Source organism: uncultured Marixanthomonas sp. (genome assembly GCF_963974425.1).
Taxonomy (GTDB): Bacteria; Bacteroidota; Bacteroidia; order Flavobacteriales; family Flavobacteriaceae; genus Marixanthomonas.
In genome coordinates this window covers 14,147-29,065 of record NZ_CAXBCK010000047.1, presented here as the reverse complement: position 1 = coordinate 29,065, position 14,919 = coordinate 14,147, and the positions used below count along the sequence as shown (strand labels likewise).

The window sequence follows — 14,919 nt, the reverse complement described above, 5'->3', positions numbered from 1 at the left end:
GCTCTACCACCTCCAAATTGTTTTTCTCCAATATGGATTAATCCGTTTAAAAAAGTTCCGTTGGTCAACACAACCGATTTTGATTTTACTTCTAAACCCAACGAAGTTTTTACTCCAACAACTTTACCGTCTTCTACTAAAATACCTGAAACCATTTCTTGATAGAAATCTAAGTTTGGAGTTTGTTCGAGCATCAAACGCCAAGTTTCTGAAAACATCATTCGGTCACTTTGAACTCTTGGACTCCACATCGCTGGCCCTTTGGATTTATTCAACATCTTAAATTGGATCGCAGATTTATCTGACACAATTCCGCTATAGCCACCAAGCGCATCTATCTCCCGAACAATTTGACCTTTTGCAATTCCACCCATAGCTGGGTTGCAAGACATCTGGGCAATGTTTTGCAAATTCATGGTAATCAACAATGTTTTTGACCCCAAATTAGCGGCAGCGGCGGCAGCTTCAGAACCTGCGTGACCCGCACCAACTACTATAACATCATATTCCTTTTCAAACATAAATTATCTTTTATTTTCCATTGTTCCACGTGGAACACTTCGACTGCGTTTATCCTGAACCCTTCGATAAAATCAGAACAAGCTTTTATCTAAGGGCTCAGTGTACCACATTAAAATCAGTGTTCTTTTTTAAATGGGCGCAAAGATAGCTAAATTGCTTATAATCAGCAACTTAATTATATAATTATTTGTAAATCAACGTTCTACAGAAAAGAGCGCTTTTCTAAGGCTTCATTTTCCTTAGTACGCATAAGCGAAGCTTCATCATCGGTTTTGTCTTTATAGCCACAATAGTGTAGGATTCCGTGGATAATGACCCGGTGTAATTCATCTTGAAACGAAACCGAATATGTTTTTGCATTTTCCTTTACACGTTCTACAGAAATATAAATTTCTCCGTGAATTTGTTTTCCTAACGAATTGTCGAAACTGATAATATCAGTCAAAGTATCGTGATCTAAAAACTGAACATTTAACTTATGTAAATAAGCGTCATCACAAAAAACGTAAACAATCTCACCTTCTTTATAATTTTCAGTAGAAATTATTAATGAAATCCAGTCTGAAATTTCCTGATTATGTTCTAACTCAAAATTCGTTTCAGAATAAAATTCAATCATTCGTTTGCTTAAAATAAGTTTGTACTTTTTCTTTAAATTGTGGTTGCAAAGGTAGTGCTTCCCTGTTTAAAATTTCAGTTGTGTTAAAGTACTTTTTAATTGCTTCAGGTGATAAGCGTAGGTTGTTGGAAAATTGCTTTCTATTGGTTTCAGATTCTCTTCTATTTTCTTCTCCTTGTTCAAAAGAAGCTTTATCCAATTTTAATAATTGATGCTGTAAATTGAGCATTCGCTGAAGCGTTTGTTGATTAAATCCTTTTTCTAGCAACTGTTGTTCTACACCCTCCATTTCGCGAAGCAATTCGCCTGCTTTTCCTTTTAGTCCTTCTTTGTTTAATCGGTCTTCCAATTGTTGCCTAAGCATTTGCTGTTGCTTGTAGATTTCATACAATTTTTCACTGGATTGTTCGCTATTTCCATTTCCAGACTTTCCGTCTTGTTGGCCTTGACTTCCACCTTCACCTCCTTCGCCTCCTTCACCACTTCCTTCTCCTTGGCCTTCACCTTCTCCTTTACCTTCTCCCTCTCCTTGACCCTCTTTTTTTCCTTTATCACCACCTTGTTGACCTTCCATTCCTTCTTTCATTTGTTCGGAAAGGCTTTCTTGTTTTTTAATGATATCTGGAAGTTGAAAGCCTTTTCCGTCGCCTTGGCCGTTGCCTTGGCCTTGTCCCTGTCCCTGACCTTGACCAGAAGCATTCATCTGCATTTGATTTTGCATATTGTTCAATAATTCACTCAACATGATAGCAAGTTCATTGGCTCCAGTTACCGTGTATTGTTGGCTTGAAACACCTTGTCGCATTTGGTTTTGTGCTAAACGATCAAGAGATTTATCAATATTGTATTGAATTTCGGTAAGCGTACTATTTATTTTACCGCTAATCATAGGCTGGCGTAACGAAAGGGCAAAAATACTATCATCCACATGTTCAAAATTAAGTTTAAGGTCGTTTTGAATATTTAATTTTTTTCCGAAGACAGGACTACCATAATCGATGGTTTTAAACTCTTCCATTAAATCTTCTTGCCCAAAGGAAAACACGATTAAATTATCTAAGATTTGCCGAAGCATTTTTACATCTTCTTCAATGGTTTCCATTTGTCCAGCTTGCATTTGCATCTGCATTTGCTTGCCCATTTCTTTCATCTTTTCACCCGCTTTTTGCTGACTTTTTTGAGCATCTTGCTTTTGTTGTTGTTCTAATTTTTCAGAAGCATTTTGTTGTTCTTTATCAACTACTTTCTCCCCTATTTCATCTTTAGGAAGGTCCATCGGTTCTTTTAAATCTTCATTATCTTTTTCTAATTGCTTTTTCTCTTCTTTATACTCCTCAAACTTTTTGTTAAGCTCTTCTTGAGCTTCTTTGGTGTTTTCTTCTTCTGGGGCTTTTGAAAGGTTCTCTTGCTCTTCACCCAATTTATAAAGATCTTCAGCTAGCTTTTCGGCTTTTTTGGTGACATAGTAACGCTTTGTTAACTCTACCAATTGCTCCAAATTCTTTTCTTGATTTTTATTTTGCTTGGCAAGTTTTTCTAATTTTTCAGTTAAATCTTCTTTCTGAATTTTATTCTGCAGCTTTTCCAATTCATCCAACAGCTTTTCATTCTCTTTTAGGCGTTCTTCATTTTCTCGTAAACGGTCTTCCAATTGTTCTTTAAAAGGATCATCTTTCTCTTGGGGTTGGAAATTTTCAAGATTCTCCTTCATTTCTTTTGAAAAATTCTTCATCATCTGCTCTTGTTGTTTTTGCCGTTTGATGAAATTTTCCAGTTTCTTTTTATCGTTCCAATTCAGTTCTTTCTTTTCTTTTTGGGTTTTAGACAACTCTTCCAAGCTTTTATCCTGCTCTTTCATTTTTTCCAATGTCTTGTCCAAGTCCTTAATATTGGCATCTTGTTGTTTCAATTGTTCGTTCTGTAGTTCACCATCGGTTAATTTTCTGAAGGAATACACACCAGATTTACTAGATTTGAAATTATGAATAGCATCGTTGTCAAATACTTCAAAATAATAGTCATACGCTACACCTTCCTCTAATGGCAATTGCCCCGGAAATGTATATACAAACTGGTCAAAATTGCTCTTGTTAAGTGAAAGCGGTTCCTTTTTGGCCTTTTCTTCTTCTCCGGTTGGGTAATAGACCAAACGCAGTTTTGTCAATCCGTAATCATCACTTACACGGCCTAAAAAATAAACCAATTGAGTGTCGGTACTGTCTTGTTTGGACTGAACATCAATTTCAGGGAATTCGTCTTTAATTACACCTAATGTGAAAGATAGATTTTCGTAGTTTTTCAGGTTTTCGTTGGAAGTCGTTATCGCGTAATCCAACTTAGAGTATATGTTTTTCTGAAAGTTGAATTGTTGTTTTTCTTCAGCAAAACCATAGATGGTATCGGCCGTTTTTAAATTGACTTGTTGAGTGTTTTTAGTTGCCACTTGCCAAGTAACTTGTGTGCCTTCAGGAATGGTCGCATTGCCCGTGCTTTTTAAGGTTTCATCTTGCTTTCCGGTATAGGAAGGATAATTTAAAATCATTTCAAAACCAAGTAATGACGGAGTTTTAACGACATCAAGTGTATAACTTCTAGATTGAACTTTATTGGCTTTTAGGTTGAAATCAATCGGCTCCAAGGATTGTGAAAAAGTATATTCAAACAAACCGGGTGCTGTTTGTTGTAGGTAATAGGTTTCGTTATTAAATTCAATACTTGCGTTCTGCGGTATGACGGTTCCTTGCGTTCTTATTTTTAGCGTATAATTTTTACTTTCTATTGCTAAAAGGTTATCATTTAACACCACAAAATTAAACGGTGCCGGCGGTTCATAAGCCGTATCGTAATTTACAACCCGCTGGTAGCTGCTGGAAAAAAGATCTTTTTCACCCAATAAACTAATCACTATAAATATGAGCACTGGAATGGCTGCATATTTCAAATATTTGGCGTTCTTTTTGAAATCAACTGCCGTTTGAAACGGGATAGGTTGTAATTCGGAAGCTTTTTGATCAATACTCGCTGCTAATAACTCACTTTCGTGTTGGTTTCTGTTCAACTGAATTACATTTAACAACTTATCGCTCACATTTGGGAAGTGATTTCCAATAATTGCAGAAGCTTCTTCGTATGAAATTCCATTCTGAAATTTTAGTAATTTGGCTAACGGAAACGCAATAAAACGAATAAAAAGTGTGATTTCAACAGCTATAAAAACCCAAAACAAAATAGTTCTGCCTAATGGGCTAAGCCATAAAAAATATTCAACAAGTAGCGTAAGTAATAAGTAAAGCAAGCCAATAGCAAAGAACAAAATAGCGCCTTTTATCAATTCATTGGTGTAGAATTTTTTAATGAATTGTTCCAGCTTTTGCTGAATGATATTGAAGGTGCTCATAGTACTTACAATCGTTTTATATAGAACTCCTAAAAATACAATTTTATTTCAAGACTTCTGTGAGCTAGTTTACTATCAAAAATTGCTCCAATATTAAAGTAAAATCAAGTGTTTTGTCACTTAAAGAGGTTATTCTACAATCATTTTAAAAGTTGACTTCGAATTAGCTGTCTGCACCTTTACAAAATATACTCCTGCCGAAATATTTTCTTGAACAAAAACTTCCTTCATATTCGAAAACTGTAATTCACTTATTCGTTTACCTGAGACATCTGTGATATGTACTGAAATCGACTCAAAATTTTCAGAAAACTTGATAAAAAAGTCACCATTATTGGGATTGGGGTAAAAAATTAATTCATTTTTATCCATTGGTTCTGAAACAGTTAAATCAGGATTATATTTAAAGGCATGAATTTGTCCTACGCTTGTGTTTCCATCGTCAGGATCCCCAACCACCAATATATTGCCAGTATCATTCATATCAATACTAAATGCGAAAAAAGATGATTGTTGATTGGGAGGAAAAACTGAGTTTCCATAATTTGTCCATTCATTGTTTTCAAATTTACTTATCACTACTTGGGAACCAAACTTACTCGATATATCACTCATAGCAACTATATTTCCTTCTGCGTTTAAAGAAATTGAACCACCAAAGAAGTTAGTATCTTCTCTACCTTCAAAAGACAATCCTTTTAATGTCCAGTTCTCATCAATAAACTCATGTACATTAACTTGTCCTACCCAATTATTTTGATTATCGAGATGCCTCCAAGTACCAATTGCAATAACATCACCAACTTCATTTAAATCAATGCCGTTATTTCCTGGGGAATAAGCTGTTCCTATATAATCATCTTGTTGTTTGCCTAAAATAGAGCTACCCAAAAGCTGCCATTCCCCATTTTGAAATTCAAATATCTTTACTTGCCCTGCATTGATTATTATTTCATCATTATCTGGTGCTGCAACAGCTATTCTATTTCCTTCTCCGTTAATTGCTACTGAGGACCCAAACCTATCTTCTATAACATCACCTATGAGATTATCGCCTTTTTGTATCCATTCGTTATTAATAAACTCATAAGCCTTAACATATCCTTCTGAAGGTTCAGGAGCTCCACATACAATAACATTCCCATTCCCATTCATGTCAACTGTTTGTCCAAATTCATCATCTACAAACTCACTTGTAATATCTTCGCCTATTTGCACCCAAGTATTATTCTCTAATTCAAAAACCATGACCTTTCCTTCACCATTAAGAACGTAAGTACCAGCAACAAACCTATTACCTTCATTATTCATAGCTACCATACCTCTTAAGTTTACTCCATTTAATAGCGTTACATCGTCTCCAATTTGTACCCAATCTTCATTCACAAAATGATAAACTTTGGCAATAAGTTGATTAGATGGGCTTGAACCGTATCTTAAAAACACCATCCTATCACCAATACCACTAACTGCAGTAGTATAACCTATTTGATTTTGATTTGAATCGCCAAAAATTGTTTGTCCTAGAAGTTGCCATTGAGCATAAGTAAAGTTTGAAATAAGCAAAATTGTTAATAGTACTATTTTTTTCATTGGTATTGATTTTTAAGTGCAAAAGATACAAATTCCCACAAAACTTTCTCTTACAGATTCATTACCTTTGCCAACCTAATAAAATTTACAATCCATGGCTCAAAAAACTCGTGTACGTTTTGCTCCAAGTCCTACAGGACCGTTACATATTGGTGGTGTTCGCACTGCTTTATTCAATTATTTGTTTGCTAAAAAACACGATGGTGATTTTGTGTTGCGTATAGAAGATACCGACCAAACTCGTTACGTTGAAGGTGCTGAAAAATATATAATTGAAGCCTTAGATTGGTTAAATATTCCTTTTGATGAAGGTCCTCAAAAAGATGGAGGTTTCGGTCCGTATCGTCAAAGTGAACGCAAGCATTTGTACAGAGAATATGCCGATAAGTTGCTCGCTTCAGAGAATGCTTATTATGCTTTTGATACCCCTGAAGAGTTAAATAAACACCGTAAAAACCACGAAACCGAAGGAAAAACCTTTATCTATAATTGGCACAACCGATTAAAACTGAAAAACTCTTTATCGCTTTCAAAAGAAGAAGTTCAGCAAAAACTAGATGCCGGCGAAGATTATGTAATTCGGTTTAAATCACCGGAAAACGAGTCGCTTCATTTAAAAGACATAATTCGTGGCGGCATGCAGATTGACACCAATATTCTAGACGATAAAGTATTGTTTAAAAGTGATGGGATGCCTACGTATCATTTGGCAAATATTGTAGATGATCATTTAATGGAAATCACACACGTAATTCGTGGTGAAGAGTGGTTACCTTCCTTGGCACTTCACGTTTTGTTATATAGAGCATTTGGTTGGGAAGCGCCTAAATTCGCACATTTACCGCTTATTATGAAACCAGTTGGTAAAGGTAAATTAAGCAAACGTGATGGAGATAAGATGGGCTTCCCGGTATTTCCTTTAGAGTGGAAAACTGCTGAAGGCGACACGTTTTCTGGTTATAGAGAAGACGGATATCGGGCTGAAGCCGTTATCAATATGTTAGCTTTTTTAGGTTGGAACCCGGGAACAGAACAAGAGCTTTTTAGCTTGGAAGAATTGGTTCAAGCGTTCGATTTAGACCGTGTAAACAAAGCTGGTGCGAAGTTCGATCCTGAAAAAACAAAATGGTTTCAACACCATTATTTACAAGAAGTTGATAACGGTATTTTAGCCGGACAATTTAAAGAGTTATTGAATAATAAAGGAATTGAAACCTCTCTTCCAATTGAAACAATCACTGCTTTACTAAAAGAGCGCGCTACGTTTGTAGAAGATATTTGGGATCAAGGAAGCTTTTTCTTTGTCACTCCAGAAACGTACGATGAAAAAGCAGCTAAAAAAGCCTTTAAAGAAGGTACATCAGAACTGCTTCAAAACGTTATTTCACTTATGAAGGAAGTGGAAGATTTTTCCGCTGCCAATGTATCTGATAAAGTAAAAGGTTGGATTACTGATAATGAAATAGGCTTCGGAAAAGTGATGATGCCATTACGCTTATCGTTAGTTGGTGAAATGAAAGGTCCCGATGTGTTTGTAATCGCTTCACTTCTTGGAAAAGAAGAAAGTATTAAACGCATTGAAAAGGCGATTTATAGTATGTAAGTAAAGATTTTAGAGAGCACACCCCTCCTCTCATCGAGATGACTTAAAAATAAAGTACAGCTGAGAGGATAATAGTAGAGCTATTTCCCTTAACATCTTCTATTTCAGATATATCCTTATCATTCAAATTGTTAAGCATATTAGTAAGGCCATATTGGTAGTGAGCACCTAATCTAAAACTTTTTAACCCAGCAGTAAGGCCACCCATAAGCCTAAAATTAAATGTTGAAATTTCTTGTATATCTTGTGCTCTAACAGTGGTATAGCCGTCTAGAATATAGTCTTCATAGGCATTGTCATCGATTTCCATTTTTCCATTGACATTTAAAATTGGTCCAAATTCAAGGCTTAAATGATGTTCAACAATATTATAACTCGCAAGAAAATTTATTTGAGCTGCCAAAATGGAATACTTAATATATTGAGAGTCGGTTAAATTACTTCCTAAAACTTCAATATTGGATTGTGTAAAATTTATTCCGTAGATAAGGTCAAAGCTATTTCTAAAAGAACCTCTAGTAGTAAAACCTGCTGAAAAACCTTGTCCCTGCTTCGTTGTAAGGTCTGAAGTGTTTATATCAAACAACGTTAGACCCCCATTGATTCCTAAACGGTTATATTCATTAAAATTACGTTGAGCCGTAAGTTGTTGAAAAGAAAATACTAGTACGGTAACAATAAAGAGGTTTTTAATACTCATAGTGTGGTAAATTTATATAAGCTAAAAGTAGCTTTATTTTTGTATCTTCAACTAATTATTCAATTAAAAAAAATTAACTAATGGGTGGCTTACTTCTTTTAATACCGATTATTATTATCGGTTTTTTTATTATGCTTTCGGGCATATTCACTGTAAAACAACAAACTGCAGCAATTGTAGAACGTTTTGGAAAGTTTTTAAGTATTAGAAATTCAGGATTACATTTTAAAATTCCAGTTTTCGATAAAATTTCAGGTAGAATTAACCTAAAAATTCAACAATTAGATGTTCTAGTGGAAACTAAAACAAAAGATGATGTGTTTGTAAGGCTTAAAATTTCAGTGCAATTTCAAGTTATTAAAGAAAAAGTATACGATGCTTTTTATAGACTTGAAAATCCACATGATCAAATTACATCTTACGTTTTTGATGTAGTTCGTGCTGAAGTACCAAAGATGAAATTAGACGATGTTTTTGAACGTAAAGATGATATTGCCATTGCTGTAAAAGAAGAATTGAACGATGCGATGATTGATTATGGGTACGATATTATTAAAACATTAGTAACTGATATTGATCCCGATGTACAGGTGAAAGCGGCTATGAACCGTATTAATGCTTCAGAACGTGAAAAGGTAGCAGCAGAGTATGAAGCGGAAGCAGAACGTATTAAAATCGTTGCCAAAGCACGTGCAGAGGCTGAAAGTAAGCGTTTGCAAGGACAAGGTATTGCAGATCAACGTCGCGAAATTGCGCGCGGTCTAGAAGAAAGTGTAGATGTTTTAAATAATGTGGGGATTAATTCGCAAGAAGCTTCGGCATTAATTGTGGTTACACAACATTACGACACTTTACAATCTATTGGAGAAGAAACAAATACCAACTTGATTTTGCTACCTAACTCGCCTCAGGCCGGAAGTAATATGTTGAACGATATGATAGCTTCGTTTGTAGCCAGTAATCAAATAGGAGAAGAAATGAAAAAGCAAAATGAAGCGAAGGGAATAACTCCTAAAAAACGAAAAAAACGTACGCCACCACCAGCTGATAACATTGACGATGTAGAATTCTAAAATATAAAAAGCCGCTAAAATTTAGCGGCTTTCTTTTTTTATAAAGTGAAAAACTATTTAATAGTCTTTATCTTCTACTTCTTTCACTTTTTTGACACCTAAAATACTGTTAGCAATTTTTACCACCAACGCTTTTTGAGCAATTGATCCAACCATGTTTGCTATCATATTTAATGGAGAAAAACTATCTCTAAAGGTTTCTTTAGTAGTATTAGTGCTAAGCTTGAGTTCTTCTTTATCTATTTGAGATTTAAGTTTTAAATATTTTAAATCTCTATCAATCTCTTCAAAAGTACTGTAATGTTTCATTCTTGATGATTTTCAATAGTTTCTTTAAAATTCTCTGCTTCTTTTTTTACCTGTTTCTCAACCGTAACTTTATCTGAATCATCATCATACAATAATTTAGAAAATTTTATTAGTAAACTACGTTCTATTATTTTTCTTCCAAAAAATGCTAGAAACAATGTTACCAATCCATAAAATCCCCCCACGATTAAAAACCCTGCAAAACTACTTTCCATAACAATACCTAACCACAAGGCGACGCCAATGGAAATAAATAGAAGTACGAATAAGAAAAAACTACCAAATACCAATAAATTAACAAGAGATATGGCACCTTTCATAGATGATTTAAACAAACGGAGCTTATAATACTCCGCCGTACTAGTTCCGTACTCTTGAAGTTTATCGCTTACGGTATGTAAACTTTCTGTAAGACGGTCAAAAGCCATATTATGATGTTGCTTTTTTGGCTTTAGTTTTTGCTTTTTCTTTCTCGGTTTCCAATTGTAATTTTGCGTTTTGCTTACGAAGTGTTTCTAATTTGTCCTCCATAGCCAATAATATATCATCTGCTTTGTAACTAGCTGAAGATAATGTTGATTCAAGTTTTTCCTCGAAGTTTAAACGTGCTTTTTGAGCTTTTTCGCTAAGGCTACTTGAGGTTTCTTTAACTTGTTTATCTAATTGCTTACGAGCTTTTTTAGCTTCTTTACTAATTTGCTTTCGAGTTTTAGAACCTTTATCTGGAGCGTATAATATTCCAATTCCTGCTCCAATTGCTGCTCCTGTTAATAAAGCCAAGAGTGTTTGTCCTGTGTTAGATGCCATAGTATATGTTTATTAGTTAATGTTTATAAAAACAAAGTTACGGAAGTAGCATTATAGTTGCTGTTAACAACCGGTTAATACTCAAAAAATTACTAATAAAGTATTCTTAAAATAGGTTTTTTATTGCCAAAAACTCTTAATTTTTACTTGTTATTATATGCAAAAGGTTAAAACAAGGTGTTGTATTTAATTCATTCAATTGTTTTACATTTGCCGCCTATGCATTTTCTTAAGATAATAAAAAATGTGCTGATTTCAGTGCTGAAAATAGTACTGTTTTTTGTTTTTCCAATATTGGTAGTTTGGGTAAGCTGTTACTTTTTAATTCCTCAATTAAAATTTTATTTAAAAGAAGTTATAGGGTTTACAGTTATGACCCTGTTTTTAATTTGCATCGTACTCCTTCTACCAAAGTTTCTAAGAAAAGGCTTTAGTTTCTTTTCAATCATTTTATTATCATTTCTGGCATTCGTAAAAATTAGTTTTTATCATCATTATGGTGTAAAATTAAGCGCCTCTGCCTTGTTTGTTATTTTTGAAACCAATAATACCGAAGCATCGGAGTTTTTATATTACTACTTAGATACATATACGTTGGCTTTAGCTATGCTTATGCTTCTATTTATAGCTGTTATATCTTTCTTTTTGTTTTCAAAAAGAAGTTTTTTCAGTGTTTACCAAAAGCCTTTTCAGGTACAAATAAGACCTATAGTTTTATTTGTAGTGCCTTTAGCAGTTATTGGTCTTTCAGTTTACTTTATAAATAGAACTTTTGCTGAAGAAAACATACTTTATAAAAGCTATAATGCTTATAATGAATACAAAGCAACTAAAAAAGTGTTGAAAGGACAACTGGCTAAAAAAAGCAGTGAAAATCTCAATATTATAAGCACCTCAGAAAATCAACAAACCTACATTGTAATTATTGGTGAATCTACAACACGTAGACATCTACAGTTATATGGCTATAGCAGAGAAACAAACCCTAAATTATCTGCAATCAAAGATAATTTATTGATATTTGACAGTGTTATCAGTCCAAACGTGCATACCATACTTTCACTTGAGAAAATTTGCACGCTTTCCAACTTTAAAGAACCCAATAAAAAGAAAAACGGATCTATTGTGCAATTAGCCAACCAAGCCGGTTTTAAAACCTATTGGATTTCGAACCAAAGACCTGTAGGTATTCATGAAAGTATTCCTACTTTAATTTCTGGTGCTGCAACGGTAAAAAATTACGTAGCGACCGATAATTATTCCGAATCAATTTATGACGAAGCGTTACTACCTTACATAAACAAAGCGATAAACGACAAAGAAAAAAAGAAGGTCATTTTTGTGCATCTAATTGGTACACATAGTAGGTATGGTTATCGTTACCCTAAAAATAAAACGTATTTTAAAGATAATCCTAACACTACATTTAGTAAAACAGCAAACGCCGTCGAGACCATAAATGAATATGATAATGCTGTAAGATACAACGATTCAATCGTCAATGCTGTTATAAAAATGACGCAACGTAAAGAAGAAAATAGTTACGTGCTTTATTTTTCAGATCACGGTGATGATGTTTTTGATACTAGCCAAACGTTTTTGGGCCATAACGAGTTTCATGGCACCAAACCTATGTACGAGGTGCCTTTTATTTTTTGGGCTTCAGAAAGCTATAAAAAGAACCATTCCTTCTTCGGAAGAAGAGAAGAAATTACCACTAGAAAATATAATTTGGAAGATTTTATCCATACATTTTCCCACCTTAGTGATATCGATTTTGATAAAAAGGACTTAAGCCGAAGCATTTTCAGTAAAACATTTAAATCACGACCCAGAATAATTAAAAAAGGCGAAGATTATGATGCGCGGTAAAAAAATAAAAATCATCTTGTTTTCCATACTTGGGTTGGTTGTGTTACGGTATGCTTATAAATTCAGTCCTTATAAAATTGAATTTTTAGGACATTACGATAAAGTTTGGGCGCACCGAGTAAACTCGACCGATAAACTCAATTCCGCTACTACTTTTTTTAAAGGAATTGAACTAGATTTAGTGTACCAAAAACAAACTAATAGTTTTGATGTAAACCATCCGCCTGCAAAAAGTATCGATTTAACTTTTACCGATTATCTTTCCACTTTAAAACCCGATGAAAAACCTTATTTGTGGTTAGATATTAAAAATTTAAATGCTGAAAACGCAACATCAATTCACGAAAAACTCACTTCTATTTTTTCTTCTTTAAACTATCCTTTTGAAACGATTTTAGTTGAAACCAAACACCCCGAAGCACTCGCCATTTTTCAACAATCTGGGTTTATGACAAGTTATTACTTGCCTTACGAAATGTATAAAAAAGAATCGCAGGCTTTAAAAACAGATATTTCAACCGTGAAAGAATTTTTAGCTACCGATACTTTGGTAGGTATTTCGGCTAGTTATAAGGATTATGAAGTTTTAAAAAATCACTTTCCTAAACGTACAAAGTACCTTTGGGCCACAGGAGCTTGTACAGTATGTGATTATACTGAAATACGAGAATTGTTGAACGACACCACAGTAAAAGTAGTGTTGAGCACCTTTAGATCATTTAAAGGAAATAGATAGCTACTTCTTGTCTATTTTCCCCCAAGAATCACGTAATGGAACCGTACGGTTGAAAACGATTTTTTTTTCGGAAGTATCTTTATCCACAACAAAATATCCTAATCGCTGAAATTGAACTTTATCCTCAACTTCCAGGTTTTTTAAACTTGGCTCCGCATACGCTGTGATAACTTCTAAAGAATTTGGATTTATAAACTCCATAAAATCTTTTTCCTTGTCAGCATCTGGTGAAGCTACAGTAAACAAACGATCGTATAGTCTAACTTCTACAGGAAGTGCTTCCTTTACTGAAACCCAATGTAACGTTCCTTTTACTTTACGTTTTGAAGCTTCAGAACCACTTCCACTTTTACTGTCAGGATCGTAGGTACAATGTATTTCGGTGATATTTCCTTCAGCATCCTTTACAACGCTTTCTCCTTTGATGATATAGGCATTTTTTAAACGAACTTCTTTGTTTAGCGTTAATCTGAAGAATTTTCTATTGGCTTCTTCTTTAAAATCTTCTTTTTCAATATACAATTCACGCGAAAAAGGAACCTCTCGATAGCCAGCACTTTCATCTTCTTGATTGTTTTCAGCTTCAAGCATTTCAGTTTGGCCTTCAGGATAATTGGTAATCACTAATTTTATAGGATTTAAAACTGCCATCACACGAGGCGCTCGTTTATTAAGATCTTCACGTACGTTAAATTCTAAATGCGAAACATCAATTACGTTCTCCCGTTTCCCTACGCCAATACTATCTACGAAGTTTTTAATAGATTCTGGCGTGTAACCACGTCTTCTCAATCCTGAAATGGTAGGCATTCTTGGGTCATCCCAACTATCAACAACACCTTCTTCTACTAATTTTGCCAATTTACGTTTACTCACCACCGTATGGCTTAAGTTTCTCCGGGCAAATTCTCGTTGCTTAGGGCGTAACGTGTCTTTTTCGTGTACTTGGTCCAAGAACCAATCGTAAAGCTCTCTATGGGGTAGAAATTCAAGTGTACACAATGAATGTGATACGCGCTCTATGTAATCACTCTCTCCGTGCGTCCAATCGTACATTGGGAAAATTTTCCAATCGGTACCCGTTCTATGGTGACTTTTATGCAACACGCGGTACATAACCGGGTCGCGCATCAACATATTTCCTGAAGTCATATCTATTTTAGCACGCAACGTATGTTTACCTTCTCCTAGTTCGCCATTTTTCATTTTTTCGAAAAGATCTAAACTTTCTTCTACTGGACGATTTCTGAAAGGACTTTCTATTCCTGGTGAATTTGGTGTTCCTTTTTGTTCAGCAATTTGCTCAGACGTTTGGGAATCTACGTACGCTTTCCCGTCTTTAATTAATTGCACAGCCCAATCGTATAATTCTTGAAAATAATCTGAAGCATAACGTTCTTCCGCCCATTCAAAACCTAACCAAGAAATGTCACGTTTAATAGCGTCAACAAATTCTTGCTCTTCTTTTGCTGGGTTTGTATCGTCAAAACGTAGATTTACCGGTGCTTTGTAGCGTTCGCCTAGACCAAAATTTAAACAAATGGAAGAAGCATGACCAATATGCAAATACCCATTTGGTTCTGGTGGGAAACGAAACCGAAGTTCGTCTTGGATATGCGTTGTTGTTAAATCTTCTTCTATTATATGCTCGATAAAATTAAGCGGTGCTTCTTCTTTTGCCATGATTG

General features: G+C 34.6%; 13 protein-coding genes. 4 read left to right on the top strand and 9 right to left on the bottom strand.

The annotated features are described in order from the left end of the window. The 4 genes from AACZ92_RS13265 to AACZ92_RS13250 all read right to left on the bottom strand — a co-directional run. The coding region (locus AACZ92_RS13265) for an FAD-dependent oxidoreductase (RefSeq protein ID WP_339702176.1) at window positions 1-521 on the bottom strand (521 nt) is incomplete at its 3' end. Window positions 522-724: 203 nt separating this feature from the next. Beyond that, entirely contained in the window at window positions 725-1,141 is a 417-nt protein-coding gene (ybeY, locus tag AACZ92_RS13260) for an rRNA maturation RNase YbeY (protein WP_339702174.1), read from the bottom strand. Then, a complete protein-coding gene (locus tag AACZ92_RS13255; RefSeq protein ID WP_339702172.1) occupies window positions 1,134-4,538 on the bottom strand; it encodes a DUF4175 family protein in 3,405 nt (1,134 codons plus the stop codon). The genes ybeY and AACZ92_RS13255 overlap by 8 nt, the downstream gene beginning before the upstream one ends. Before the next feature lie 129 nt (window positions 4,539-4,667). Beyond that, the gene (locus AACZ92_RS13250; protein ID WP_339702170.1) at window positions 4,668-6,131 is read right to left on the bottom strand and encodes a T9SS type A sorting domain-containing protein; all 1,464 of its coding nucleotides are present in this window, start codon (window positions 6,129-6,131) and stop codon (window positions 4,668-4,670) included. A gap of 94 nt (window positions 6,132-6,225) precedes the next feature. Between AACZ92_RS13250 and gltX the strand changes: the two genes are divergently transcribed. Then, on the top strand, window positions 6,226-7,734 hold the full coding sequence (gltX, locus tag AACZ92_RS13245) for a glutamate--tRNA ligase (RefSeq protein WP_339702168.1): 1,509 nt from the start codon (window positions 6,226-6,228) through the stop codon (window positions 7,732-7,734). 43 nt (window positions 7,735-7,777) lie between these two features. Here the strand turns inward: gltX and AACZ92_RS13240 are convergent, their stop codons facing one another. Then, window positions 7,778-8,434 carry an outer membrane beta-barrel protein gene (locus AACZ92_RS13240; protein WP_339702166.1) on the bottom strand — a complete coding sequence of 219 codons (657 nt, stop codon included), beginning with the start codon at window positions 8,432-8,434 and terminating at the stop codon, window positions 7,778-7,780. Between the two features lie 80 nt (window positions 8,435-8,514). On the opposite strand from AACZ92_RS13240, the gene AACZ92_RS13235 reads away from it, so the two are divergent. Then, window positions 8,515-9,507, top strand: a complete 993-nt coding sequence (locus AACZ92_RS13235) for an SPFH domain-containing protein (protein WP_339702164.1) — start codon at window positions 8,515-8,517, stop codon at window positions 9,505-9,507. Between the two features lie 57 nt (window positions 9,508-9,564). Here AACZ92_RS13235 and AACZ92_RS13230 read toward each other — a convergent pair whose 3' ends face one another. Genes AACZ92_RS13230 through AACZ92_RS13220 form a run of 3 tightly spaced genes read right to left on the bottom strand, consistent with a single transcriptional unit; the run spans window position 9,565 to window position 10,623 of the window. Beyond that, entirely contained in the window at window positions 9,565-9,816 is a 252-nt protein-coding gene (locus AACZ92_RS13230; RefSeq protein WP_339702163.1) for a DUF6327 family protein, read from the bottom strand. Further along, on the bottom strand, window positions 9,813-10,244 hold the full coding sequence (locus AACZ92_RS13225) for a phage holin family protein (RefSeq protein WP_339702162.1): 432 nt from the start codon (window positions 10,242-10,244) through the stop codon (window positions 9,813-9,815). Before AACZ92_RS13225 ends, AACZ92_RS13230 begins: the two co-directional genes overlap by 4 nt. Before the next feature lies 1 nt (window position 10,245). Next, window positions 10,246-10,623, bottom strand: a complete 378-nt coding sequence (locus AACZ92_RS13220) for a YtxH domain-containing protein (protein WP_339702161.1) — start codon at window positions 10,621-10,623, stop codon at window positions 10,246-10,248. 522 nt (window positions 10,624-11,145) lie between these two features. On the opposite strand from AACZ92_RS13220, the gene AACZ92_RS13215 reads away from it, so the two are divergent. Further along, entirely contained in the window at window positions 11,146-12,495 is a 1,350-nt protein-coding gene (locus AACZ92_RS13215; protein ID WP_339702159.1) for a sulfatase-like hydrolase/transferase, read from the top strand. Next, a complete protein-coding gene (locus AACZ92_RS13210) occupies window positions 12,482-13,231 on the top strand; it encodes a DUF2181 domain-containing protein (RefSeq protein WP_339702157.1) in 750 nt (249 codons plus the stop codon). The genes AACZ92_RS13215 and AACZ92_RS13210 overlap by 14 nt, the downstream gene beginning before the upstream one ends. Here the strand turns inward: AACZ92_RS13210 and AACZ92_RS13205 are convergent, their stop codons facing one another. Then, window positions 13,232-14,914: a glutamine--tRNA ligase/YqeY domain fusion protein gene (locus AACZ92_RS13205; protein ID WP_339702155.1), complete on the bottom strand. Its 1,683-nt coding sequence runs from the start codon at window positions 14,912-14,914 to the stop codon at window positions 13,232-13,234. Window positions 14,915-14,919: the final 5 nt, after the last annotated feature.

Coding starts and splice junctions, on each gene's coding strand:
- ybeY (WP_339702174.1), bottom strand. CDS start 1,141: ATGATTGAATTTTATTCTGAAACGAATTTTGAGTTAGAACATAATCAG.
- AACZ92_RS13255 (WP_339702172.1), bottom strand. CDS start 4,538: ATGAGCACCTTCAATATCATTCAGCAAAAGCTGGAACAATTCATTAAA.
- AACZ92_RS13250 (WP_339702170.1), bottom strand. CDS start 6,131: ATGAAAAAAATAGTACTATTAACAATTTTGCTTATTTCAAACTTTACT.
- gltX (WP_339702168.1), top strand. CDS start 6,226: ATGGCTCAAAAAACTCGTGTACGTTTTGCTCCAAGTCCTACAGGACCG.
- AACZ92_RS13240 (WP_339702166.1), bottom strand. CDS start 8,434: ATGAGTATTAAAAACCTCTTTATTGTTACCGTACTAGTATTTTCTTTT.
- AACZ92_RS13235 (WP_339702164.1), top strand. CDS start 8,515: ATGGGTGGCTTACTTCTTTTAATACCGATTATTATTATCGGTTTTTTT.
- AACZ92_RS13230 (WP_339702163.1), bottom strand. CDS start 9,816: ATGAAACATTACAGTACTTTTGAAGAGATTGATAGAGATTTAAAATAT.
- AACZ92_RS13225 (WP_339702162.1), bottom strand. CDS start 10,244: ATGGCTTTTGACCGTCTTACAGAAAGTTTACATACCGTAAGCGATAAA.
- AACZ92_RS13220 (WP_339702161.1), bottom strand. CDS start 10,623: ATGGCATCTAACACAGGACAAACACTCTTGGCTTTATTAACAGGAGCA.
- AACZ92_RS13210 (WP_339702157.1), top strand. CDS start 12,482: ATGATGCGCGGTAAAAAAATAAAAATCATCTTGTTTTCCATACTTGGG.
- AACZ92_RS13205 (WP_339702155.1), bottom strand. CDS start 14,914: ATGGCAAAAGAAGAAGCACCGCTTAATTTTATCGAGCATATAATAGAA.